21 protein-coding genes are annotated in these 25,437 nt (G+C 37.7%); 9 read left to right on the forward strand and 12 right to left on the reverse strand.

Translation table 11 applies throughout. The features are described 5' to 3' along the window. Window positions 1–119 precede the first annotated feature (119 nt). From AC4IFE_RS06665 to serS, 9 genes are all read left to right on the forward strand, one after another. The gene (locus AC4IFE_RS06665; protein WP_490755790.1) at window positions 120–2,273 is read left to right on the forward strand and encodes a peptidylprolyl isomerase; all 2,154 of its coding nucleotides are present in this window, start codon (window positions 120–122) and stop codon (window positions 2,271–2,273) included. A gap of 125 nt (window positions 2,274–2,398) precedes the next feature. Further along, the gene (locus tag AC4IFE_RS06670; RefSeq protein ID WP_490755791.1) at window positions 2,399–3,349 is read left to right on the forward strand and encodes an MlaD family protein; all 951 of its coding nucleotides are present in this window, start codon (window positions 2,399–2,401) and stop codon (window positions 3,347–3,349) included. Window positions 3,350–3,356: 7 nt separating this feature from the next. Next, on the forward strand, window positions 3,357–4,700 hold the full coding sequence (locus tag AC4IFE_RS06675) for a 4Fe-4S dicluster domain-containing protein (protein WP_490755793.1): 1,344 nt from the start codon (window positions 3,357–3,359) through the stop codon (window positions 4,698–4,700). A gap of 86 nt (window positions 4,701–4,786) precedes the next feature. Then, window positions 4,787–5,572: a (Fe-S)-binding protein gene (locus tag AC4IFE_RS06680; protein ID WP_490755795.1), complete on the forward strand. Its 786-nt coding sequence runs from the start codon at window positions 4,787–4,789 to the stop codon at window positions 5,570–5,572. Between the two features lie 102 nt (window positions 5,573–5,674). Beyond that, entirely contained in the window at window positions 5,675–6,163 is a 489-nt protein-coding gene (locus AC4IFE_RS06685; protein ID WP_490755796.1) for a hypothetical protein, read from the forward strand. Window positions 6,164–6,542: 379 nt separating this feature from the next. Next, window positions 6,543–7,679 carry a glycosyltransferase family 4 protein gene (locus AC4IFE_RS06690; RefSeq protein ID WP_490755797.1) on the forward strand — a complete coding sequence of 379 codons (1,137 nt, stop codon included), beginning with the start codon at window positions 6,543–6,545 and terminating at the stop codon, window positions 7,677–7,679. After that, complete coding sequence (locus AC4IFE_RS06695) at window positions 7,676–8,920, forward strand: oligosaccharide flippase family protein (RefSeq protein ID WP_490755798.1); 1,245 nt, start codon at window positions 7,676–7,678, stop codon at window positions 8,918–8,920. The genes AC4IFE_RS06690 and AC4IFE_RS06695 overlap by 4 nt, the downstream gene beginning before the upstream one ends. A 26-nt stretch (window positions 8,921–8,946) precedes the next feature. After that, on the forward strand, window positions 8,947–9,456 hold the full coding sequence (locus tag AC4IFE_RS06700) for a hypothetical protein (RefSeq protein ID WP_490755799.1): 510 nt from the start codon (window positions 8,947–8,949) through the stop codon (window positions 9,454–9,456). A 66-nt stretch (window positions 9,457–9,522) separates the two neighbouring features. Next, window positions 9,523–10,791 carry a serine--tRNA ligase gene (serS, locus tag AC4IFE_RS06705; RefSeq protein WP_490755801.1) on the forward strand — a complete coding sequence of 423 codons (1,269 nt, stop codon included), beginning with the start codon at window positions 9,523–9,525 and terminating at the stop codon, window positions 10,789–10,791. A gap of 75 nt (window positions 10,792–10,866) precedes the next feature. On the opposite strand, the gene AC4IFE_RS06710 is transcribed toward serS, so the two are convergent. The 12 genes from AC4IFE_RS06710 to AC4IFE_RS06765 all read right to left on the reverse strand — a co-directional run bounded on the left by AC4IFE_RS06710 (window position 10,867) and on the right by AC4IFE_RS06765 (window position 25,383). Continuing rightward, window positions 10,867–11,643 carry a hypothetical protein gene (locus AC4IFE_RS06710; RefSeq protein WP_490755803.1) on the reverse strand — a complete coding sequence of 259 codons (777 nt, stop codon included), beginning with the start codon at window positions 11,641–11,643 and terminating at the stop codon, window positions 10,867–10,869. Window positions 11,644–11,788: 145 nt separating this feature from the next. After that, window positions 11,789–14,068, reverse strand: a complete 2,280-nt coding sequence (locus AC4IFE_RS06715) for a S9 family peptidase (RefSeq protein WP_490755805.1) — start codon at window positions 14,066–14,068, stop codon at window positions 11,789–11,791. 29 nt (window positions 14,069–14,097) lie between these two features. Continuing rightward, window positions 14,098–15,048, reverse strand: a complete 951-nt coding sequence (locus AC4IFE_RS06720; protein ID WP_490755807.1) for a BPSS1187 family protein — start codon at window positions 15,046–15,048, stop codon at window positions 14,098–14,100. A gap of 182 nt (window positions 15,049–15,230) precedes the next feature. After that, the gene (locus AC4IFE_RS06725; RefSeq protein ID WP_490755808.1) at window positions 15,231–15,989 is read right to left on the reverse strand and encodes an aspartate/glutamate racemase family protein; all 759 of its coding nucleotides are present in this window, start codon (window positions 15,987–15,989) and stop codon (window positions 15,231–15,233) included. 506 nt (window positions 15,990–16,495) lie between these two features. Then, entirely contained in the window at window positions 16,496–17,251 is a 756-nt protein-coding gene (locus AC4IFE_RS06730) for a sulfite exporter TauE/SafE family protein (protein ID WP_490755809.1), read from the reverse strand. Next, window positions 17,242–17,694, reverse strand: coding sequence for a FixH family protein (locus AC4IFE_RS06735; protein WP_490755810.1), 453 nt, complete (start codon window positions 17,692–17,694; stop codon window positions 17,242–17,244). Before AC4IFE_RS06735 ends, AC4IFE_RS06730 begins: the two co-directional genes overlap by 10 nt. A gap of 51 nt (window positions 17,695–17,745) precedes the next feature. After that, window positions 17,746–19,200, reverse strand: a complete 1,455-nt coding sequence (ccoG, locus tag AC4IFE_RS06740) for a cytochrome c oxidase accessory protein CcoG (protein WP_490755812.1) — start codon at window positions 19,198–19,200, stop codon at window positions 17,746–17,748. 95 nt (window positions 19,201–19,295) lie between these two features. Then, a complete protein-coding gene (locus tag AC4IFE_RS06745; RefSeq protein WP_490755814.1) occupies window positions 19,296–20,177 on the reverse strand; it encodes a cbb3-type cytochrome c oxidase N-terminal domain-containing protein in 882 nt (293 codons plus the stop codon). A gap of 10 nt (window positions 20,178–20,187) precedes the next feature. Beyond that, window positions 20,188–20,388: a cbb3-type cytochrome oxidase subunit 3 gene (locus AC4IFE_RS06750; RefSeq protein WP_062652071.1), complete on the reverse strand. Its 201-nt coding sequence runs from the start codon at window positions 20,386–20,388 to the stop codon at window positions 20,188–20,190. A 15-nt stretch (window positions 20,389–20,403) separates the two neighbouring features. After that, entirely contained in the window at window positions 20,404–22,665 is a 2,262-nt protein-coding gene (gene ccoN / locus AC4IFE_RS06755) for a cytochrome-c oxidase, cbb3-type subunit I (RefSeq protein WP_490755815.1), read from the reverse strand. A 5-nt stretch (window positions 22,666–22,670) separates the two neighbouring features. Next, window positions 22,671–22,898, reverse strand: a complete 228-nt coding sequence (gene ccoS / locus AC4IFE_RS06760) for a cbb3-type cytochrome oxidase assembly protein CcoS (protein ID WP_490755816.1) — start codon at window positions 22,896–22,898, stop codon at window positions 22,671–22,673. A gap of 109 nt (window positions 22,899–23,007) precedes the next feature. Further along, window positions 23,008–25,383, reverse strand: a complete 2,376-nt coding sequence (locus tag AC4IFE_RS06765) for a heavy metal translocating P-type ATPase (protein WP_490755818.1) — start codon at window positions 25,381–25,383, stop codon at window positions 23,008–23,010. Window positions 25,384–25,437: the final 54 nt, after the last annotated feature.

The following is a 25,437-nucleotide window of genomic DNA, read 5'->3' on the forward strand; positions in this document are numbered from 1 at the left end:
TCAAAATTTCCTTTTTTTAATAATCTTTCATTTTAAAAATTAAAATAAAGGAGTTCTGCTTCTCTAATTTCTTAAAAATGTGTATTTTCGCAAACTGATAAAAAACTATAATATATAAAATGGCAATTTTAGGACAGATTAGGAGTAAGCCTTGGCTTTTGATGGGAGTGATCGCATTGGCGCTTTTAGCGTTTCTGGTAAATCCCGACAGTATCGACAAGGTTTTTGGAAAAAATCCTGATGTTTTAGGAAAAGTAAACGGTGAGAAAATCACCCGCGAAGAGTTCAATGACCAGCTTTTCGTACTGCAGCAGCAGGCTGAGCAACAGGGCCGTCCAAAAACGGGTCTTGATGAGCAGGCTTGGCAGTTACTTGTACAATCCAAACTTATCAAGCAGCAGTTTGAGAAATTGGGCTTTGAAATGACTGATGATTATTTCTGGAATCAGATCCAGTACGATCAGATGTTTGCCCAAAACCAACAGTTCTTTGATGAGAAAGGTAATTTTAAAACTCAAGAGCTTAAAAAAGAGATTGAAACATTAAAAAACACCAACCCTGAAGGCTACAACCAATGGCTGAAAACCAGAAAAACTGTGGAATACAGATTGATGGCAAGACAGGTGTTTACTAATATTTCTGCAGGAATCACTACTGGTAAAAAAGAAGCTGAAGAGCTTATGAAGCAGAGAGATCAGCTGGCTGACATCGATTTTGTAAAGATCGACTATGCTGCTTACCTTCAGAAAACAAAAATTAACGTTACTACGGCAGACCTTGAAAACTATATCAAGCAACATCCTGTAATGTTTAAAGCAGAGCCTAGCAGAAACATCGGAATCGTTTATTTCCCTTCTAAACCTAGCCCGGCAGATGATGCAGCGGCCCAGAAGGAAATCAATAAGCTTTTCTCAGGAGGTACGGATGCAAGCGGAGGAACAGAGAATTTCCAGAACACAAAGAACGACTCTATGTTCGTGATGGCTAATTCTGATATGCCTTTCAATAATCAGTATTCAGCACCTGCCCAATTGCCTCAGGCAATCCAGGGTCAGATTGCAACTGCAGCTATCGGGCAGACTTTTGGTCCTTACAAAGAGCAGAATTTCTATGTAGTGTCGAAACTTTTGGATAAAAAGACTTCAGATTCTACATTGTCCAGACACATCCTTATCGCATTTAAAGGAAGCCCTGCAGGACAAGGCGTAACAAGATCTAAAGAGCAGGCTAAGAAATTGGCAGACTCTATCGGAGCTATTGTGAAAGCAACGCCTGCGAGATTTACAGAATTTATCAAGATGTCTAACGATCCAAACTCTGCAGCACAGGGGGGAAGCTTAGGATGGACTACCCCGGAAACTCCTTTTGTTCCGGAATTCCTTACTTATTTGGCTAATAATCCTAAAGGAGCTACAGGTGTTGTAGAAACACAGTTCGGATACCACATCATCAATATTGAAGATAAAAAAGCAGGGGCAATGAGCTATAAAGTAGCCAACCTTGTCAAAGAAGTGAAGGCTTCAGATGCTACGGAAGCTGAATCTGATAAGAAAGCAAGAAGATTTATTCAACAGGTTCAGGGGAAATCTTTCAACGATTTCGTGAATATTGCTAAAAAAGGGAACTATCAGTTCTTCAATCCAAAATCAGCTAAAAGATTTGACGGACAGCTTCAGGGACTTGGTACAGATAAAGACGGAGAAATCCTGGCTTGGGCATTCGATAAGAAAAGAGCTAAAGGAGATACGGAATTCTTTACTGTAGAAGGTACAGGAGATAAAATTGTAGCTTACCTTAACGGTAAACAGGAAGCAGGTCTTGCAGATCCTGAATCTGTGAGAGATCAGATCGAGGTGATTGTTAAAAATAAATTGGCAGCTAAACAGATCTCTGATAAAATTGCCGGAGCTAAAGCTTCAGGCTTAGACCAGATCGCAAAACTGTTTGCTTCAACAAAACAATCTGCTCAGGTGAATATGCTTAACCCTTCTGTAGCCGGCGCTATGGAACCTAAAGTTGCAGGTGCTGCTTTCGGTGTTGCAAAAGGTAAACTTTCCAACCCTATTGAAGGAGGAACAGGAGTTTATGTATTGATCAAAAAATCAGAAACAGTGAATAAGCAGCCGGGTGACCTTAAGCAGTTTACAGAATCTATTACCCAGAGAAGTGCAAGTATGTTCGGACAGGCCTGGATGAAGAGCCTTCAGGATAATGCAGATATCAAAGATTACAGAATTGAAATCTGGAACAAACTGGGAAACCAGCAGCAATAAGAAATTAATTTTACAGATATAAAAGCGGCAGAATTTTCTGCCGCTTTTTGTATTTAACGCAGAACAATAAAGAAAAAGATTAATTTAAAATGTGTTATATTTGCTCATTAGAAAAAATTTAGCAAGTGAAGTTCAGTAAAGAATTAAAAGCTGGTGTGATTGCACTTATAGCTATTGTAGGCTTTGTGTTATTGTTTCAATTCATGAAAGGCAGAAGTCTTTTTACTACCGATAATATATTTTACGCAAAATACGATAATGTGGAAGGGCTGGCACAGTCATCCGCAGTTTCCATCAATGGTCTGAAAGTAGGTCAGGTTGATAAGATTATTCCTAGGACAGCAAAAGATGGAAAGATCAGTTTTGTAGTGAAAATTACGGTGGATGACAAATTCGAGTTCTCCAAAAATTCAACCCTTGAAATCTTTGAGCCCGGTCTGATGTCAGGAAAAGAAATGAGAGTGAATCTTATGTATGGCGGTCAGACTGCAAAAGACGGAGATACACTACAGGGGACATTCAAACTGGGTACTTTGGGAAGCCTTACTTCTCAGGTAGGTCCTGTTAAAGACCAGTTACAGACTGTTCTGTACAGAGTGGACTCTTTAATGGCGAATGCAAACCAGGTGGTTAATGCTCAAAACAGAGAAGAGATCAGAGCCCTGCTTGCCAATCTTAACAAGACGGTAGGTGCTTTACAAACTACAGCAGGCAGTGTGAATACTCTTGTAGGACATAACGATCCTAAACTTCAGAAAGTACTTGATGATGCAAGCCTTACCATGCAGAGCGGGAAGGTAACGTTAGATAAATATGGGAACCTTGCGGAAAGCATTGATACTAAAAAACTGAATGCAACCATTGCCAGTTTAGATGCTACTGTGGGAAAACTTAATCAGGTAATAGCAGGAGTTGACAACGGACAGGGAAGCTTAGGAAAACTCATGAAGGATGAACAGCTGTACAATAATCTGAACTCTGCTTCCACTAACCTGAATTCATTGATTGAAGACATGAAAGCAAACCCTAAGAGATACATCAATTTCTCGGTTTTCGGTAAGAATAATAAAGACTAATCACCTTATGCAGTACATTGATAACATTATTTTTCTGATCTTATTAATTGCGGGATTCGGGCTGTTTGCAAAAAGCCTGCAAAAGATTTACAGAAATATCAGGTTAGGAAGAGAAATCAATAGAAGCGACAGAAAGGCTGAACGCTGGGAAACCATGGCCAGAGTGGCAATGGGCCAGAGTAAAATGGTTAAACGTCCTGTAGCCGGTATTCTCCACCTTTTTGTATATGTTGGTTTTGTGATCATCAATATTGAATTGATAGAAATTATTGTTGACGGGATCTTTGGGACCCACCGGTTTTTGGCATCCGTTTTCGGAAATAGTTTCTACAGCTTCTTTACAGCGACATTGGAAGTGTTGGCTCTTTTAGTAATCATTGGAGTCGTTATTTTCTTTATCAGAAGGAATTTCTATGGAGTTAAAAGGCTTAATATGAAAGAACTTTTTGGCTGGCCTAAAAACGACGCCAACTGGATCCTAATTATAGAGTTTGCTCTAATGGTAGCCTTCTTCAGCATGAATGCTTCGGAATCTGTTTTACAGGCAAGAAATGCAGAAGGTTTTCATCATATAGGCTCTTTCCCGATTAGTCAAATGCTGTTTGTTCCATTCTTGGAAGTATTTAGTTTTGACAATGGCTTTTTGGTTTTTGTTGAAAGAAGTGCATGGTGGTTTCACTTTGTGGGGATCCTTTTCTTCATGAACTATCTTTATTACTCAAAACACCTTCATATCATTCTGGCATTTCCAAGTACCTGGTATGCGAATCTTGATAAAAAAGGAAAATTCAATAATCTTGAATCTGTCACCAAAGAGATCAAACTGATGATGGATCCTAATGCTGACCCTTATGCAGCTCCTGCTGAAGGAGAAGCTGCAGATGTTCCTTCTAAGTTTGGAGCGGAAGATGTATTTGACCTTAATCAGGTCCAGCTGCTCAACGCCTATTCATGTACAGAATGTGGAAGATGTACTTCCGTATGTCCGGCTAATATCACGGGTAAAAAACTTTCTCCGAGACTGATCCTAATGAAAACAAGAGACAGACTCGAAGAAGTAGGAAGAAATATAGACAAGAACGGAAAATTCGAAGACGACGGTAAGAAGCTTCTGAATGATTATATAACAAAAGAAGAGCTTTGGGCGTGTACCACATGTAACGCCTGTACAGAAGCATGTCCGGTACTGCTGGATCCGCTTTCTATTATTTTCGAAATGAGAAGATTCCTTGTCATGGAGCAGTCTGCTGCACCCCAGGAACTGAATCTGATGATGACGAATGTAGAAAACAATGCCGCTCCTTGGCAGTATAACCAGGCAGACCGTCTGAACTGGGCCAATGAAAATTAGTTAATTAATCAATTTGAGAATTTGAAAATTTATACTTTTAATTCATTTTCAAATTTCCAAATTCTCACATTTTCAAATTGAAAAGAATGGATTTCAATATAAAAACAATGGCAGAATATGCTGCCGAAGGAAAATCCCCGGAAGTTTTATTTTGGGTGGGATGCGCCGGAAGTTTTGACGACCGCGCCAAAAAAATCACAAAAGCATTTTGCAAAATCTTAAACAAAATAGGAGTTGAATTTGCAGTTCTGGGACAGGAAGAAAGCTGTACCGGAGATCCCGCAAAAAGAGCAGGGAATGAATTTGTTTTTCAGATGATGGCCCTTACTAATATTGAGGTCCTGAATGCTTATGAAGTAAAAAAGATCGTTACAGCATGCCCTCATTGCTTCAATACCCTTAAAAATGAATATCCGAGCTTAGGAGGTCATTTTGACGTAGTACATCATACCCAGTTCCTTAAGACATTAATGGAAGAAGGAAGGCTGAAGATAGAAGGAGGTGCTTTTAAAGGAAAAAAGATCACTTTCCATGATCCTTGCTATCTTGGAAGAGCTAATAACGAATATGAGGCACCAAGAATCCTTCTTGAGAAGCTGGATGCAGAACTTGTAGAAATGAAGCGCTGCAAAACCAACGGTCTATGTTGTGGAGCAGGAGGCGCACAGATGTTCAAAGAGCCTGAAAAAGGGAATAAAGACATCAATATCGAAAGAACGGAAGAAGCATTGTCTTTCGAGCCGAAAGTTATTGCTACAGGATGTCCTTTCTGTAATACAATGATGACAGACGGTGTAAAACATTTTAACAAAAATACAGAAGTAGCCGTAAAAGATATTGTAGAACTTCTTGCAGAAGCTGAAGATCTGTAAGACTACATAAAAGATAGGTAAAAACTCAGGCTCATGTCTGGGTTTTTCTTTATCATAAAATCAGGAATATTTCTTAATTTTATACTTTAAAATTGACAGGATATGAAAATTGAAGAATCCAGCATAGTAGAAACCAGCGACTACAGAGTTATTATATACCCGGCATCAAGGCCTTTTGAAACCAAAGAAGCTAAAGCCATCACTGAAAAACTTTTTGATTTCCTGGCGTCCTGGGCAGCACACGGAAAACCGCTTTCCTCGTCCTTTAAAATTGAAAAAAATCAATTTATCGTGGTGTGTGTGGATGAAGAGAAAGAAATGGCTTCAGGTTGCAGTATTGATGCCTTAGGGAAGATCATGCGCGAAATTGATGAAGAATATCAGCTTGGACTTTTCGACAGAATGAAAGCCAGCTTTGTACAGGACGGAGAAGTAAAGACGCTGAAACTTCAGGATTTTAAATCCCAGCTGAGAAGCGGAGAACTGCCAAAAGACATCCGGGTTTTTGACTTTTCTAAAAATACATACCTGGACTTTTTAAGCCACTTTTTACTGCCATTGGAAAAAAGCTGGGCGGCAGGTATCGCTTAAACGAATATAAATATCAATCGATCAGAATTTTAGATTGAAGTTTCAGGGAGTTTTCTTTTGAAAACAGTCTTTGTAAAGTCTTCAATCTAAGGTTCTTTTTTGTTTGATGACTTTAGAGGATTTCCCATTACAATTGAGATTGGACGGAATATCTCTGGCAACAATAGGACCGGCTGCTATTATCACATTATCCTCAGTTTGTGAACCTAAATAAATCACAGAATTTACTCCTGCGAAAAGTATTTTAGACGTACGCTACTTCTTTAATTATATACAGATTTTTGAGAATTATTCGGATTAAAGATAGGAATTCACTAATTTTAAGCATTATTTGAAGGTCGGTTAATGACTTTATGAGAATATACATTTAGATAAAATTTTGGAAAGGAAAAAAATACTGTTTATCTCCTCATGGTTTCCCAATAAAATAGAGCCTACGAATGGAAATTTTGTTCAGCGCCACGCTGAGGCTGTGGCAAAAATACATGATGTTGAAATAGTTCATGCCATTGGCGATTTTAATCAACAACAAAAGTTTCTGGAGGATGATCAGGTAATAAACGGTATCAGAACCTGTATTATTTATTATAAAAACTCAGGAAATCCTGTTCAGAATTTTTTACGGAGAATGCAGGCCTATAAAAAAGGCTATCATAAAATGCAGAAACCAGATTTGGTACATGCCAACGTGATGCACAATTCTATGCTTTTTGCTGTTTATCTGAAGAAAAAGTTTAAAATTCCGTTTGTTATTACTGAACACTGGACAGCGTTGAGAGAAGTCAATCGTCATCGTACTCCTTTTATTACAAAATGTATTGCAAAAATCATTGGGAACTCGGCAGAGAAGATTCTGCCTGTGAGCAGTGATTTAGAAAAAGGACTAAAGAAAATTGGTATAACCACTGAAATGAAAGTTATTCCCAATGTGGTTGATACTAATCTTTTTAAGCCGATCGTGAAATCCGGTTTGGGGTTTACATTTATCCATGTATCCAATTTGATCCCCAGAAAGAACTCAGATAAAATAGTAAAAGTTGCATTAAAGCTCTTGTCTAAAGGATATCAGTTTAAGCTGCAGTTGGGAGGAGATGGGAATATTGATCAATTAAAAGAGGAAGTAAGAAGTGCAAAAGCTGAAGACAGCATAGAAATTTTTGGAATGCAAACCATAGCCCAGGTCGCTGAACGAATGCAAAAATCCGATTGTTTCATTCTTTTTAGTGATGACGAAAATCAGCCTTGTGTCATTGCAGAGGCATTTGCCTGCGGTCTCAAAGTGATATCAACAAATGTGGGTGGAATCAGCGAATTTTTTCCTGAAAATGCAGGTATTTTGCTTCCAAAAGTAGATGAAGAGCAGTTGTTTTCTGCAATGAGTACAATTTTAGAAGAAGCTGAAAATGAAAATGTTTCTTTACTGGCTCAATATGCAAAAGATACTTTTTCAGAAGAAATTATTGGACAGAAGTTTTCTGAAGTTTATGAAAATATTTGTAAAAAATTAGTTTCATGAAAAGCTTGAAAGATTTTTTGAGAAGCTTTTTTAATAATCACGGGCATTACGTTTTTTTATCCTTCCTGATTGCTAAAATTTGTGGATTTGCTGGAAATTTATTGGTGATCAGACTGCTTTCTGAAAATGAATTCGGAGTATTAAGTATTGCCCTCTCGGTACTTACTATTTTTATGCCGTTTACAGGCTTTGGAAGCGGACAGAGTTTAATGCGGTTCGGATCAATTTCACCTGACGAAACTGAAAAGCGGAAAATCTCTTCCTACTTTTTTTTCAAAGGGCTGTTCTTTGAAATCTTGTTGATCATTTTATTTTTATGTGTTTCTCTTTTTTATTACGAAAAATATGAAAATATCTTTATCATTTTTTGTTTTTGTGTGGTAAGATTGGGGGGATTTTATTTTGTGAGCCATATTCAGGTTTTTTACCGGATTACGGGTAAGAACAGGATATTTGCAAAAGTTAATAATGTGGTTAACATCGGAGGATTAATTTTAATTCTTATTCTCACCTATTTCTTTAAGTTTTACGGCTACCTGGTCGCCATTGCCATCACACCCTATCTTTCATTATTTTGGCTTAACAAAGAAATATACTCATTTCATCAATTTATTCCTAAGAATTACAGGGAAATGTGGAAATATGGTGCATTTACAGCCGCAACATCCCTTATTTCTGACACATTGTTCTCCCTAGACATTCTTTTGCTCGGGTTTTTAATGAATGAAAGCGCTGTTGCCAATTACCGTGTTGCCATTCTGATACCATCCAATATCACCTTTTTAGCCATCAGTTTTTTACAAAGTGATTTACCGTTGCTCTCTAAAAACTATCAGAATAAAGCATTTTTAAAATCTTATGTAATTAATTTTCACAAAGTATTTATACCTGTTTGTATCGGTATATTTATTTTCTTTATGCTTTTTGATCGCTATATTTTAAAATATTTTTTCGGAACTGCATATGTTGATAATTCGGAGTTACTGATGGTTTTGTTAATAGGATTCAATTTAGGAATGTTAACCAGAAATCTTTATGGAAATCTTCTTCCGGCAGTCGGGAAAGTGGAGATTAATACCTGGGTGGGTATAGCTTCTCTTATTTTCCTTGCAGTTGCTGCGTATGTATTGATACCAGTATATGGCACTTTAGGAATGGGTATTGCCATGACATCAACAATACTGATATCAGGATTATTTTACCTTATTTTTTTCTTTTTGTATCTGAAGAAACTTCCTTAATTACAAATCTTTATTACCTTTGTCTTATGAAGAATTCGGTTTTTCGATTATTATTTGTGCTTTTTGCATTCGTTAGCTGCGGAAGCGATGACGATTCTTTACAGAGAATTGATCAGGTCCTGAACATCTATATAAAAAACAGTGCAGGACAGGATCTGTTGAATGCTAAAAAGACCGGATCCTATTCTTCTTATGCCGTGAATGATGTTTTTGGTGTTGCGGATGTGGCTCCGGTATCCGTGCCCCTTAAAGTGACCACAGATTCCCTATATTACTTTGAATATTTGAGGGGAGCAAAAAGAAGAACATTGGATTCAATAAGTCCCGATAACAGAACTTATCACTCCAAACTTGCATTTGCCTTAAGAAGAACTGAGAATAATGTGGTGATAACAACCATTGATTCTATGGAGATCAAATACCGCTGGACACCTTCGGTATTCCAGGTTTCGGAGGTGCGTTACAATAATCAGACTGTATTTACCAAAGCTGCAGATGCACCCAATGCTATAAATACCATTACTATCATAAAATAATTTAAATTTGCAAAACTGTTAGCTTAGCTTTTAAGTTTAACATCTAATATTTAACATCTCAATAAAATGTTACAAGTCAATTTTTTGCGCGATAATAGAGAACGCGTTTTAGAAGGTCTTAAAAAAAGACAATTCAAGAATCTTGGGTTGGTAGACGATGCTGTCGCTGCTGACGACGAAAGAAAAAGAATCCAGTTTGAATTAGATTCCCAGCTTTCCGAGGTCAACAAAATTTCCAAAGAAATTGGACTTTTGATGAAAGAAGGAAAGAGAGAAGAAGCGGAATCTGCAAAATCTAAAACAGCACAATTCAAAGAGTCGAGTAAAGAACTGCAGTCCCAATTAGATGCAACAGAAAAAGCTTTACTGGATATTTTATATCAGATTCCTAATGTTCCGTTTGAATTAGTGAAAAGCGGAGCGTCTGCAGAAGACAATGAGAATATTTTTCAATCTCATGATGTAGAAGGACTTGGAGAAGGAGCAATCCCTCACTGGGAACTTGCCAAAAAATATAACCTGATAGATTTTGAGCTTGGGGTGAAGATTGCCGGTGCCGGATTCCCTGTTTATTTAGGAAAAGGAGCAAGACTTCAGAGAGCTCTTGTTCAGTATTTCTTGGATAAAAACGTTGAAAAAGGCTACATGGAGGTCAATCCCCCTCACGTTGTAAACGAAGCTTCAGGATATGGAACAGGGCAGCTTCCTGATAAAGAAGGGCAGATGTATCACATTGGCCTGGATGATCTGTACCTGATTCCAACGGCAGAAGTTCCTGTAACCAATCTTTATCGTGATGTATTGCTGGAGGAAAAAGATCTGCCTATCAAGAATACGGCTTTCTCTCAGTGTTACAGAAGAGAAGCGGGAAGCTACGGAGCTCATGTAAGAGGTCTGAACCGTCTTCACCAATTCGAAAAAGTAGAGATTGTAAGACTTGAAAAGCCTGAAAACTCTTATGCTGCACTGGAAGAAATGGTAGAGCATATCAAGGAGATCCTTACAGATCTTGAGCTTCCGTTTAGAGTATTGAGACTTTGCGGTGGAGATATGGGCTTCACTTCTGCGATGACCTATGATTTTGAAGTATGGAGCGCGGCCCAGGAAATGTGGCTGGAAGTAAGCTCTGTTTCTAATTTTGAAACTTTCCAGGCGAACCGACTGAAATGCAGATTCAAAACAGACGGGAAGTCTCAGCTGGTGCATACTCTGAATGGTTCTGCAATGGCTCTTCCAAGAATTATGGCTGCATTGCTGGAGAATAACCAGACAGAAGAAGGAATCAGAATTCCTAAGAAAATTGCAGAATATGCAAGATTCGATCTGATTAACTAGAATAAATTTCTATACAATAAATAATCCCCTTTCAGTCTTGGAAGGGGATTATTCTTGATTATTAAAAAACTTGAATTATTCAGTAGTGATAATCACTTTTTTATCTTTATTCACCAGATTTTTGCCGTCTACAAGATCATTGGATCTTACCATAATCTCTACTGTCTTATTATCAACCTGCTTTACAAAATCATGCTTTCCCTCAATACTTTTGATCGGTTTCTGGAATTTCAGGGTATTGGTAAAGGTAAGGTTGAACATTCTGAGCATTCCCGCCATTCCTGAAGCCATCTGTTTTCCGTAGGCTTCTATAGAATCGCTTTTGGTTTTAGGAACTGTTTTTTCTTCTGATTCTTTTTCTTCCAGCATTTTGAGAATGCCATCAGAATTAAATTTATCAGTATTAATAGTCAGAGATTTACCATCCCAGACTGCAATGTCCTGTAAAGGTATTTTCTTCAGACGCTTGTCGCTGGCTAAAAGCTGGGTGATTTCTGAAGGCATAAGTTTATCATATTTAAGGGAAAGGCCAATAATTTCGTTCTTGTCTTTATCCACTTTCATGTAAACTTTTTTCAACACTTTTGCCGAATCTTCATTAAGAGTTACTTTTCCATGTTTCTGAACATTATAAAGACTTGTCCAGTCAGTAGGCAGCTTATCGAGGTCGCTCAGTTTCTTTGGATCTGACCCCATCATGCTCATCATTCCCATTACATTTTTATCCATCAGGATATTAGACTTCATACTGGTTGCAGCGTCTTTATAATAAGTGGTTTCTGTATTGATAGAGCAGGACTGCAGAACCATAAAAAGAATGGCGGCCCATAAAAAATTTATCTGTTTAATCATTGCTGAAATTTTTTAGTGTTTCTTATATATTACAAAACAGATACCAACCAAAAAGAAACTGAAATTTACTATATCACGATCATAACCGACATCAGAATTTTCAACGGTCTGATGCCGGCTTTTTATTTAAATTTAAGACAGATTGTTAATTTTTATGCTTTAAGTGATCCGTAAAAAACCAGGTGTACATACTATATTGATGATATTTGGTATTTACGCCCTCTGTCATACCATGATTTCTGTTCGGATAAGGTATAACATAGAATTTTTTGCCGGCTGCGATCAATTTATTTATCAATACTTCGGTACTCTGATAGTTTACATTATCATCACCAGTTCCATGCATTAAGAGCAGATCGCCTTTAAGACCATCTACATAGCTGAGGGCAGCCGTGGTATCATAAGCTTTTGGATTATCCTGTGGCAAACCTAAAAAGCGTTCCGTAAATCCGGCATTATACAGCCGGCTGCTGCTTAAATAGGCTCCCGGAATAGCAACCTTATAAATATCAGGATATCTCAGTATTTGAAGCAAACTGATCATTCCTCCTCCGCTCCAACCAAAAATGCCTATATTGTCTTTGTCGATATAACCAAAATCGGCAATAAGCTTCTTTGTCGCTTTGGCCAAATCATCTGACGGAAGAATACCATGCTTACCATAAATAACTTTCCGCCACTCCCTGCCATACAATGATGGTGTACCTCTGGCATCTATATTCATAACGATAAAGCCCTTCTGGGCCATCATTTGATACCACATGTAATTATTTGCATTTAACCATTTGTCTTGTACTGTCTGGTTGCCCGGCATACTATACTCGTGGAAAATCAAAGGATATTTTTTTGTCGGATCAAAATTAGGAGGCAAAATCTGCCAGGCATCCAGTATAACTCCGTTGCCAATATCAATCTTTAGGAACTTAGCCTGACTGCAGTGAACATTGGCTAATGCTGTTTTTAGCTTACTATTATCTTCTAGTATTTTTAGCTGACGATGATCAGGCAGACTGACTAAGCTGATTACCGAAGGTGTATTAATATTGGAAAAATTGTGAAAAGCATACTTTCCATCATTTGAAATCTGGTAGTTGTTCACACCCACAGACTGATCGGGGCTAAGCTTTTTAGGATTACCCTTTCCATCTGTATTCATACTATATAAGTACCTGTAAATTGCATTGGTAGGTGAGGCAAGGAAATAAACGATTTTATCTTTTAAGTCCAGTCCGGTTATTTCATCAACATCAAAAGGCTGTTTGGTTAAATCAACTTCATTCTTGCCATCAGCGCTTATTTTGTAAATATGTCGCCAGCCACTTTTCTCGCTGGTCCACAAAAAACTCTTTCCCTCATCGATCCAATACATTTCACCAGGCGTTAAAAAGGCGCTATCAGCATCTTGATAAATCAGCTCAGTTTTTCCGCTTATCTCTCCCGCATATAGCTTTACGGTATTTTGTTTCCGGTTTAATTGTTGGATAAAAAGCTTGTTCGAAGATGGCTTCCAATCAAAATAGGTAATGTAATTGTTTCTTGTATCTCCGGGAATTTCAAACCAATTTGTGTGGCTGCTTTCAATCTCTAAAACGCCAACCTTACACGCCGGAAGTTCTTCTCCTGGTTTCACATACTGTTGTTTTGTTATAGAAGGATATAGCGAATCGGTATTATTGATGATGATGAGATCTTTTACACCTTCAACATTAAATTGAGTATACGCAATAAACTTACTGTCTTCACTCCATTTAAAACCTTGGACATTAAGTACGGGTGCAAAATCTGTCGATGAATTTGCATTAATGACAGTTTTTGATCCATCTGTTGTAAGTTGCTTACAAAGGCCGGTTCCCATATCTTCAACATAGATATTGTTATCCCTGCAAAAGGCAATTTTCTTCAGATCGGGTGAAACCAAAATATTTCGTACTCCATTGGCCTTTCCGCCAAATGTTATCTTGGCTAAATGCCAGCTGCTAAGATCTAAAAACCAGGATTCACTTCTTTGTGCATCTTTACCAACGGCTGCTCCATTAAGCACTACGGCTTTCATATCGTCGGTTAATTTAGCAGTTTTAAAAACTAAGGGTAAGCTTTCGCCTTTGGGAATAAGTTTATCAGCCGGAACAAGCAATTGTTCTTTACCTTTGATAGGATCAATAAGCCATAGCTCCTTTACACCCGGATGGCCAGGATATTTAGACGAAGTTCTGATCTCAAGATAGTTATGTCCTTTCCCAATCCATTCAGGTGTTTTATACGAGGCTGGTACATACTTCTTATTTACAAAAATATCGTCCAGTGTTATTTCTGTGTTCGTTGTATCTGTTTTAGTTACTTGTAGTGTCTTTTGCCAGGTAACCTGTTGTCCATAACTTGAAAGAGCAATAGATAAAACAAACAATACACTTATGATTTTCTTCATAATATTTTTATTGTAATTTTAAATTTTATTTAAAGCCCAGAGCCGAGCATTTTAATCCATACAGGCTTATAGACAGGATTTTTAATTCCTTCTACATGATAAGGATTTGAACCATTGTTCTTTTCTGTTAAAAGGGGTTGATCTAACGCGAATGAATGATCTTTGGGGATATGAATTGTTTGGCATATTTCTGCTAATTCTTTAGCTGCAGCTTCCTTGGTATGATACGTTGCATATAGATTTTCTAATGGAGTAGTGAATTTCTGAGCATACCAACCGGCAATCTTTTTATTTTTCGAATCACTGTAATCCCAGCCTCCGGAAAAACTGATTATTCGTGATACCTTCTCATTTTGCGCAATATATTCAGCCATTCCACCACCCTGTGATTGACCTGCTATGGCGATTCTATTCCAAGCAGGTTTACCTGCCTGATCGTCCAAATATTGTGACCAATGGCCTTCTTTATCATTTTTTGATAAATACTGCAATAGCTTTACCAAGCGTGGGATAATGGCATCTTGTGGCTGATCTGGAATGCCCGAGAAGTTGTTATCTCCATAAGTGCGTTTTCTACGAAACTGAGCTGTGCAGTCTGCATCATCTTTTAATCTGTTGCCTACGCATAATTGTGATACGCCAGGAGTACTCATAAAAGAAAGTGCAACAACCCTATAGCCCTGGTCAAGCGCGGTTTTAAAAAATTTAGCTGGAACATTTTTTGTCGAACCATTCGTGCCGGTGAGCCACAATAATATTTTGTTGTTTTTTATTTTCGAATCATAATACACCACATGCACGCTATCCCAAGCATGTACTCGTGGGTCGGCTTCGCTAGGTTTTATTCTTAATGTCTTATAACTGACTAATAAATTAGCCTGCTTCATATTTTGGGGCGTTGATTTCTTGGCCATACATGAGGTGATGACAACAAATAGCATGACGTAAAAGATGGAGAGGAATTGGGTATTCTTTTTCATGAGTATTTTAATGTGTTTGTTAATGTTTTTTTAATATGCTGATAATCAATCAAATATGAATTTATTCAAAAATTCATAAATCATTGATTGTTAATTATTTATATGAAATTTGAGTTTACCGTATTTTTTAGCGATGTATTCTAAAATTGTATATAATTATATGTTTGGAGACAAGGATGTATTTATTGAGGTAGTGGCAAAATAAAATCTACTCCCATTTGAGCATGAAGTAAAGTGGTATTAAATACGGGGATATCTAAATCTTTTTCTCCTATGATGAGAGGGAACTCAGTGCAGCCCAATATTATGCCTTCGGATCCTCTGGCTTTCAATAGGGCTATCTGATTTAGAATATATCTCTTTGTTTCAGAGTTTAAGATGCCTAGCGATAATTCATTTTGTATCATGGCATGAAGTTGAGTTCTATCTTCTTTCTTATCCGGTACAATAACCTCTATATGGTATTTGTCTTTAAGAATCTTAGCAATAAAAGGCTCTTCCATGGTAAATATTGTTCCAATCAGCCCAACTTTATGTAAATTCTTTTGTTTAACGGCAACTCCAGTGGCATCAGCAATATGCAGTATGGGAATTGCACTGTGCATTTGTACTTCATCATATACTTTATGAGGCGTATTGGCACAAAAAAGTACTGCTTTGGAACCGGCTTTCTCCAAACGTCTGCATGCATCGGTTAGAATGTTTGCTATTGAATCCCATCTGCCCAATTGTTGCAACTGATGGATATGATGCTGATCAAGGTTAATCAATACCAGAGGTGGATTGGTATTGTTGTCAAAACGGGTATTTACCGTCTGATTGATGTAACTATAATATTCAACTGTTGAATGCCATGAAGTACCGCCAATAAGCCCAAGGGTATTCATGGTTGTCTGGCGTGTGGCCGAATCAATACTTTGGGCATGGGATAATAAAGACATGAGGTAATTAGTGTAAATAGTAAAACGAATTTTAAACAAAAAGCTTTTTAATAGTTTTAAATGATGGCTGATCGTGGTGGAAGGTCCAGACTTATCATATTTTTTTCAATTTTATTCCTGCTATTTCATAAAAATGTTTATTATAAAAGTAAGACTATTATCAACATAGGCTGTTATTGGAAACTGACTTTTAATAGCAGTATTTTAACCTTTTTATAATCTAAGCTACCTTCCTCATAAAAGAGTGTTATCAAAAAATATATGAATAATCTATTTAAATACTATTCAGTATAACTAAATCTTTCTATAAAATAGTTCTAGGATAATCCCGTTGGTGAAATTTTGCCTGAATTTATTAGTCCGGCTTTCTTGTTGTACACAGTCTTGAGGCTATACTTTTGAAAAATATTGTAATTATTCCCTACCTATTCAATTTTGTCTTTTGAAATTTTACCTTTCGGGGATTCTCAAATGTTTTTAAGATTTGAAATTTTCAGTAAATTGTATTAATGACAGTTGGTCGAGCTGTGATCGTGTCCTTCAATGTGGCAGTTACCGTTATGATCTTTAGAAATTGTCATGGCCTCAGCTCTCGGTGAAATATAAGGAATTCCCAGTTCAAGGCCTCTCAGGATGAATAATCCCCCTAAAATAATCATAATCACAGGGACTGCTTTCAAAATTTTAATTCTAAAAGCCTGATTCATGAGATTCCCGGCGAGAACTACTGCAAACATGAATGGAAGTGTACCAAGTCCGAATAAAGCCATATATGAGGCTCCCTGCCATATTCCTCCGGCTGCCAGGCTGGCTGTAAGAGCCATGTAAACCATTCCACACGGAAGAAAGCCATTAAGAAGTCCGGTTGTAAAGCGTGAGCGGTAATCTGCTTTCTGCAGAAGTCTTCCTAAATTTGACTTTACTGAAAAGAGAAATTTAGAAAGAAAAGGAATTTTAGAGGCAAAATCTTTTCCGCCAAACGAAAACAAAGCCATAATAATCAGGAGGATCCCTGCAACGATCGTAAGATACTGCTGGAAGCCTGCCATTTCAAAACCTTCCCCTACAATTCCCAGTATGGCACCTAATAAAGAGTACGTGAAAATCCTGCCGAACTGATAGGTTAAATTCTGAAGATAGAAATTGGTGGCCTGTTTTTTAGTCAATCCCATCGATAAGGCAATAGGTCCGCACATTCCGATACAGTGAAAACCGGAAGCAAATCCCAAAGCAATTGCCGATAAAATAAGTCCTATTTCCATATCACATCATAATCCATTCTATAGTCTGCTTTGTCTTTTGTCCACATCAGTCTCAAAGTATAGTTTCCCACTTTTAATACCTGTCCCGGTATAAAAATAGAATGAGCGGCATCAAGCTGTACAGATTTTTTTATGTCTAAATTCTGGTCGTCGGTTCTGTTTAAAACAAATTTTACCGTAGTATTGGTATTGTCGTATTCTTTTGGAAAAGTAATTTTAATTCCATTCTTTTCCTGGCTGTATACAGGCTTTTCCTGCAGGTCGTCAGCTCTTTTCTTAGCATCGATTACGTCCTGATACTTAAGTTCCTCTTCGTAATAATTATCGGTTACCATTTCAGAGTTCTTCTGCCCGTTCGGGAAAAGAAACAGCATGGATAATATAAAAACAATGAATGCAAATAATGCAATAACTACACCGTGTCCCCAACTAAAGTTTTTCATTTCTTCCGGTTTTTTATCTGTTTTGGATCCTCATGATTGAGGCTTTTTTGATTAAAATTGTAATTTGAATGGCCCCTCGAAATATGTCTGATAAGAATCTATAAGCTTTCCTTTCATATCATATACACCGATGGTTATATTTTGTTTGGAAAGTTTCATGTCATTTTCCGGGAAGCTGATATTGATCGTTCCTTTCGAAATTTTATCCCTATCCACCTGGATCTTGCTGGATGCACTGTAGATGATCTCGCCGTGAGCCGGTTCAAGAACTTTTATTGTTACGATTTTCTTATCATTGGTTTTGTTAAGGAATGTATAATTGTACGTATTGGTGATCTTACCGTCTCTTACAAAGAATGTACTTCCCGCCGGTTTAATGAATTTCGCCTCCATTTCTCCTCTGTTGTAAAGAAGAAATCCTAAGAATCCAACCAATAAAACAAGAACCACCGCAAAACCTTTCATTCTTCCCGTGAATTTGAATTCAGTCTGGTTTTCAATTTCATTTTCCGATGCATATCGGATAAGCCCTTTCGGAAGACCTACCTTTTCCATTACTTCATCACATGCGTCGATACATGCGGTACAATTTACACATTCCAGCTGTTGTCCGTCCCTGATGTCGATTCCTGTAGGGCAAACCACCACACACTGATGGCAGTCTATACAGTCTCCTTTTCCTGCAGCCTTACGGTCTTCGCCTTTTCTCCATTTCGATCTGTTTTCTCCTCTTTTAAAATCGTAGAAAACATTAATGGTGTCTTTATCAATTAAAACACCCTGAAGTCTGCCGTACGGGCAAACCAAAGTACAAACCTGTTCCCTGAACCATGCAAATACAAAGTAAAATGCTGCTGAAAACAGAACCATTACAATAAAATTGGTAGGGTGAGCAAACGGACCTTCTGATATAATTCTGAAGATTTCTTTATACCCAACGATATACATCAGCATAAAATGGGTAATAATCAGGGAGATGATCACATAAACCGACCATTTCAGGCTTCGTTTCCATATCTTTTCACTGTTCCACTCCTGTCTGTCCAGCTTCATCTGCTTGTTTCGGTCCCCTTCAATAAGATATTCAATTTTACGGAAGATAGATTCCATAAAAATTGTCTGAGGACATATCCACCCGCAGAAAATTCTTCCGAACGCAATCGTAAAAATGATGATAAATATTAAGGATGCGATAGCACCTAAAGTAAGGATAAAAAAGTCCTGTGGATAGAAAGGCTGTCCGAAAATGAAAAACTCCCTATCGATAACATTAAACAAAAAGAATGGATTACCATTGATTTTGAGAAATGGTACTGTAAAATAAATAATTAATAAAGCATAACTTACAATATTTCTATAATTGGTATATTTTCCTTTTGGTTTTCTTGGAAATACCCATTTTCTCTTACCGGATTGCTCCATTGTCCCGATAGAATCTCTGTAAGTTTCAGGATCCAGAACCTGGCCCTGTCCACCTCGTACTTCTATTTCTTCTATGTCTGACATTTGTAATATTGTTTTAAAAAAGAAAAAACATAATTCGTTACTATTTTAATCTAATAACAAATTATGTTTTTTCATATGTTTCTAATTTTTTAAAATTATTCTTTTTCCCAATGCGCTTCGGTTCCCTGAGGAGCTGCTCCTCCCTGAGCCTGCGTCACTGGCGGTTGTTCCTGATTAATGTGATATACATAAGCTGCAATCTTTTCAATCTCTGCACCTGAAACTTCTCCGTTCTTACCGAACGCTCTCATCGCAGGGTTGGTAGGAGAACCATTCCAGTCCATATGGAAAACATTTTTAAATAAAGTTTTCTCCGGCTGGTTGATCCAGTAGTTATCCGTAAGGTTTGGACCGATACCACCACTACCGTCTTCTTTGTGACAAGATGCACAGTTGGTTTTGAATAGTTCTTTACCTTCTGCAATATTGTCGGCAGAGTATTTCGCTGTTTCTATCGTTACAGGAGGCTGTTCAGCTTCGTATTTTGCAATACTTGCCATCTGCTCCTTATATTCCTGTTCGTATTCGCTTAGCGGGTGTGCGAAATCTGTGAAAGAATATGCTGCAATATATACAATACAAAAAGCAGTCCCAAAATAGAATAATCCTACCCACCATTTAGGTAGCTGGTTATCTAATTCCATGATCCCATCGAAACCATGGTCGATAAGGATATCTTTCTCTTCTGTAGCAGACTGTTTTTTGAATGCACTGTCGTACATCCTTCTTAAGAAAGGCACTTTCTTTTCTGCCAGATATGCTGCTTTTTCTTCCGGAGATAGTTTTTTGAACTTATTATTTTCAATCAAATCTCCGATAGCACTGTGGATGTATGCCAAAATAGCACTGATCACAACAGTTCCCCAAAAGTAAGGTGAAGCTAGGAACGAGTAGCTCTGTACAAACAAATAATAAAAAACTATTAAAAGTCCAGTTATTATTAAAATGTTTACAACAACAGGTGTTCTTTGTTTCATAATAAATAGTTTAATTTTTTAAATTAAAATCGTCATCCTCATCATCCCCAAGTGGAGCTTCTTCTTCCTCTTTGTAATATTTTTTAGGCCTGCTAAAAACATAGATTACCAGAGCTACGAAGAACAGCATAAAGAAAATCAGAGCCAGCGTCTGGTAGAGACCAGCGTTTTCTGTATTGGATAATATATCTTTAAAGTTCTGAGGAATCATGTGAACCTTTTAATGTTAGTTAGTACTTGCTGTTTTTATTTCTGTAGTCTTAATATCTGTTCCTAATCTCTGAAGATAAGAAATAAGAGCTACGATTTCTTTTTTCTCCAATTCTCCCTGAGGTCTCTTGGCATAAGCTACCTTAAGGTCATTCGCTTCAGAGAAGATGTCTTTTACGATTTTTGTTGCCTGGTTGTCTGCCCATTTGTTTGCAGAATCTATTTCAGCTTTCGTATAAGGAACTTCAAAAGTATTCTTCATCAGCTTCATTTTGTCTACCATCTTAGATCGGTCCAGGTTGGTAGCAATCAGCCAAGGGTAACGAGGCATGATAGAGCCCGCAGAAGTAGATCTTGGGTTATACATGTGCTTGTAATGCCAAGAACTTGGGTTTTTACCTCCTTCTCTGTGTAAATCTGGTCCTGTTCTCTTAGAACCCCAAAGGAATGGTCTGTCGTATACAAATTCCCCTGCTTTAGAATACTGTCCGTTTTTACCGTTGAATCTTGTGATCTCATCCCTGAAAGGTCTGATCATCTGAGAGTGACAGGCATTACATCCTTCACGGATATAAATATCTCTACCTTCCAATTCAAGTGGTGAATATGGTTTTACTGCTGATATTGTAGGTACACTTTTCTTAAGAGATAGTGTAGGGATAATTTCAATTGAACTACCGATGGAAATCGTGAAGAAAGATAAAATACCTAGTAATACGGGCATTCTTTCAAGCCATAAGTGAGTTCCTTCACCTTCTTTACGTTTGTTTCCGATGTTTGCCAGCGCAGGTGCTTCAGCAGGAACTTCTTTCTGGAATGAACCTTTTCTTACAGTAGCGATTACGTTAACAATCATTAAAATAGCTCCTGAAATATAGAATGCTCCTCCTAAGAATCTCATTTTGAAATAAGGAATGATTGCAGTTACCGTATCCAGCCAGTTTTTGTACATCAAAGTACCATCCGGGTTGAACTGTTTCCACATTAATCCCTGTGTGAATCCTGAAATATACATTGGTACTGCATAGAAGATGATTCCTAATGTCCCTAACCAGAAGTGCCAGTTAGCTAATTTTACAGACCAAATTTTTGTTCTCCACATAATGGGTACCAGGTAATAGATAACCCCGAATGCCATGAAACCATTCCATCCAAGAGCTCCTAAGTGTACGTGACCGATAACCCAGTCTGTAAAGTGACCAATTTTGTTGATATTTTTAGTTGCCAAAAGCGGACCTTCAAATGTTGCCATACCGTAGCATGTAACAGCTACCACGAAGAACTTAAGGATAGGGTTTTCCCTTACTTTATCCCAAGCACCTCTTAAGGTAAGAAGTCCATTTAGCATCCCTCCCCATGACGGTGCGATAAGCATGATAGAGAAACCTGTTCCCACAGCCTGTGCCCATGCAGGAAGAGCGGTATACTGAAGGTGGTGAGGACCAGCCCAGATATATACGAAAATTAATGACCAGAAGTGAATAATAGACAGTTTGTAAGAGAAAACCGGTCTGTCTGCTGCCTTCGGAAGGAAGTAATACATTAAACCAAGAACCGGAGTTGTCAGTACGAATGCTACGGCATTGTGACCGTACCACCACTGTACAATAGCATCTTTTACCCCTGCATATGCTGAGTAAGATTTCCAGCCGGAGAAAGATAATGGAACTTCAAGGTTGTTGAAAATGTGAAGCATGGCAACGGCAATCCATGTACCGATATAGAACCAGATAGCTACATAAAGGTGTCTTACTCTTCTTTTTGAAATGGTAAGGAACATGTTGATCCCGAAAACAATCCAGGAGAATGCAATCAATATGTCGATCGGCCATTCATGTTCAGCATATTCTTTTGAAGTATTGATCCCCATAAAGAATGTAATGAACGTAGCAACAATCATAAACTGCCAGGTCCAGAAATGTAACCAGGATAATGTATCACTGTACATTCTTGTTTTTAATAATCTCTGTAATGAGTAATAAATACCGGTATAAACGATATTACATACAAATGCCCAAATTACAGTATTGGTATGAAGCATTCTGATTCTACCAAAACCAAATGCACCATGAGTGTTTATTAACCCTTGAATATTGCCTGATGCAAGACTTTTGATGGTTGTATCATCTGTACCGAATAAAAATTCCGGCAATTCCGGGTAGAAAAGCATTAATGCCGCCGTAAGCCCGAACGTAAATCCTATAAGACCGAAAACTAAGGTCGCATAGAGGAACGCACGGACAATACTGTTGTCATAACTAAACTTTTGTGTTTCCATATCAACTATTCACTTTTTTCTTCAATTTTATTATTCTCTCCTATTTTTTTCTCGTCTTTATCTTTGTCGCCTTTTTCATCCTTTTCCTTGATTTCTCCATTATCAAAAAGGATTCTGACAGCCGGAGATTCATCATCTTCAAACTGTCCTTTTCGGGCATACACTATAAATACGACCAAGAAAATCGCAGCCAAAGAAACACTGTAGAGGATCATTAAATATAGAATATCCATTGGACAACAAAATTAACCTATTTTCGGGGTTCAAATTTAGTGAAAAATAATGACATTCATCACGAAATGCGGATTTCAGCTAATTTAAAATCAGTCTAAATAAGGGCTTCTACGCCTGTTTTTTGAAATATTTGCGGCCCAAAATCCAGGTGGAAAGAGTAGTGAATGTAACCACAGTGATGGAACTGATTGGCATGATGATTGCTGCAAAGAGCGGATGCATTTGACCTGTAACTGCGTAACTTAAACCAACGATGTTGTAAAGAAAACTAATTATGAATGTCATTTTTACAATAGTAATTGATCCTTTGCAGACATTCAGGTATTTGTCCAGTATGACTACTTTATCGCCGTTCATGATTACGTCGGAAGAAGGGGTGAAGCTGTTTGTATCATCTGCAATGGCGATTCCCACATTGCTTTGCTTCAGTGCTCCGGCATCATTCAGGCCATCTCCAAGCATAGCGACTTTCATATTCTGATCCTGAAGATTTTTGATGTAATTAAGCTTGTCTTCCGGGCTCTGGTTGAAAGCCATTCCCTGATATTTAGGGATAAGTTCCTTAAGCTGGCTTTCCTCTGAAGAATTATCGCCGCTCAGGATAAAAATTTTATAGCTGGTCAGCTTTGTGAACAGTTCTCTTAATTTCGGACGGTATTCATTTTTGAAGATGAATTTACCTAAAAACTCACTGTTTTTGCTGATATATACGGCAGTTTCAAGATTTTTAGGTTCCTGTTCATTATAACGTGCGGAACCAATTTTATAAATATTTCCTCTTACACTGGCTTCATATCCTTTTCCGGAAATCTCCCGGAAATTTTCAACAGGAAAATAGTCATCATTGACTTCTATAAATTCATATAGCGATTTGGAAAGCGGATGGTTGGAGTTTTTTAATAATGTTTTGATGTTCAGTTCGTCAAATTCATTTATCTCGTGGCCTTCATACCTGATATTAGATTTTTTTCTATGCGTAATAGTTCCCGTTTTGTCAAAGACAATCGTATCCAGTTTGGCAATCTTCTCAATCGTTAAAGTATCTTTCACGTAAAACTTATTACGGCCCAGTATTCTCATAATGTGTCCGAACGTAAACGGTGCAGACAAGGCCAATGCACAAGGGCAGGCGATGATAAGAATGGCTGAAATAACCTGGAACATAATGTTAAGGTCAATAAATGCCCAGTAAATTCCTGAGATTAACGCAATGCCTAAAATAATGAATGTGAAATACTTGCTGACGTTATTGGTCAGTGTATCAAGACCTGTTTCATGCTTCTTAAAAGCTTCCTTATTCCAAAGCTGGGTCAGATAACTCTGGTCCACATCTTTGATGACCTCCAGTTCTAATGAGGAGCCGATCTGCTTTCCTCCTGCAAAAATTTTATCACCAGGCTGTTTGCTGATGCTTTCACTCTCTCCCGTGATAAAGCTGTTGTCTATATTTCCTTCACCGTTGATCAGGATGGCATCAACAGGAATAATTTCCTGGTTTCTTACCAGAATCCTGTCTCCCACCTTAATCTCGGAAAGAAGAATATTGTCCTGTTTTCCTTCAAAATCTACTTTGGTAACCGCAATAGGATAAAATGATTTATAATCTCTGTCGTAGGATAAGGCGCTGTAAGTTCTTTTCTGGAAAATTTTTCCCATCAGCATAAAGAACAATAAACCGCAAAGAGTGTCAAAGTATCCGGGTCCGTAATCTGTAACCACCTCATAAATGCTTCGTCCGAAAAGGACAAAAATTCCCAAAACGATCGGAACGTCAATATTCACGATCTTGTTTTTTAAACCATACCAGGCAGATTTATAGTAATCCGAAGCAGAATAAAATACAACAGGACAGGCCAAAAGGAACATCAGTGTTCTGAACAGCCCTTTATAATGTTCCATCCAGTAGTCTTCACCCCCTACATATTCAGGAAAGGCAAGGAACATCCCGTTTCCGAATGCAAACCCGGCAATGGCAAATTTGATAAGAAGCGATTTGTCAAGGTGATCTACATTTTTATCGGCGGTTTCAAGGCTGATAACGGGTTTGTACCCCAGATTGGTTAAGAAATTAGCTAATTCGCTTAATTTAAGATCGTTATGGTTGAATGAAATCTGTAAGGTCTTTCTGGTGAAATTGACCTGTGAATAATTGATATGCTCATTCAGGGTGTGGAGGCTTTCTAAAAGCCAGATGCATGAAGAGCAGTGAATTACAGGGATTTTAAAAGTAACAAGACTTGTCTTTCCTTCCGAGAAATCAGTAATTTTTTCGAAGATTTCAGGGGTGTCAAGATATTCAAATTGGGAAGAGCTCTCATCAGGGCGGATCCCGGCTCTTTTATTAAGTTCGTAGAAATTGGTTAAATCATTGAGATTCAGAATTTCATAAACAGACTTGCAGCCATTGCAGCAGAAAGTCTTTTCATCAAATAAAATTCGCTCCTTTTCTATACCTTGACCACAATGAAAACAGTTCTCGCTCACCACCATAATATATTGAACTACAAAATTATAACAATTTTTTTTGTTTATCGCGTT

Source organism: Chryseobacterium sp. UF-81, from assembly GCF_058245105.1.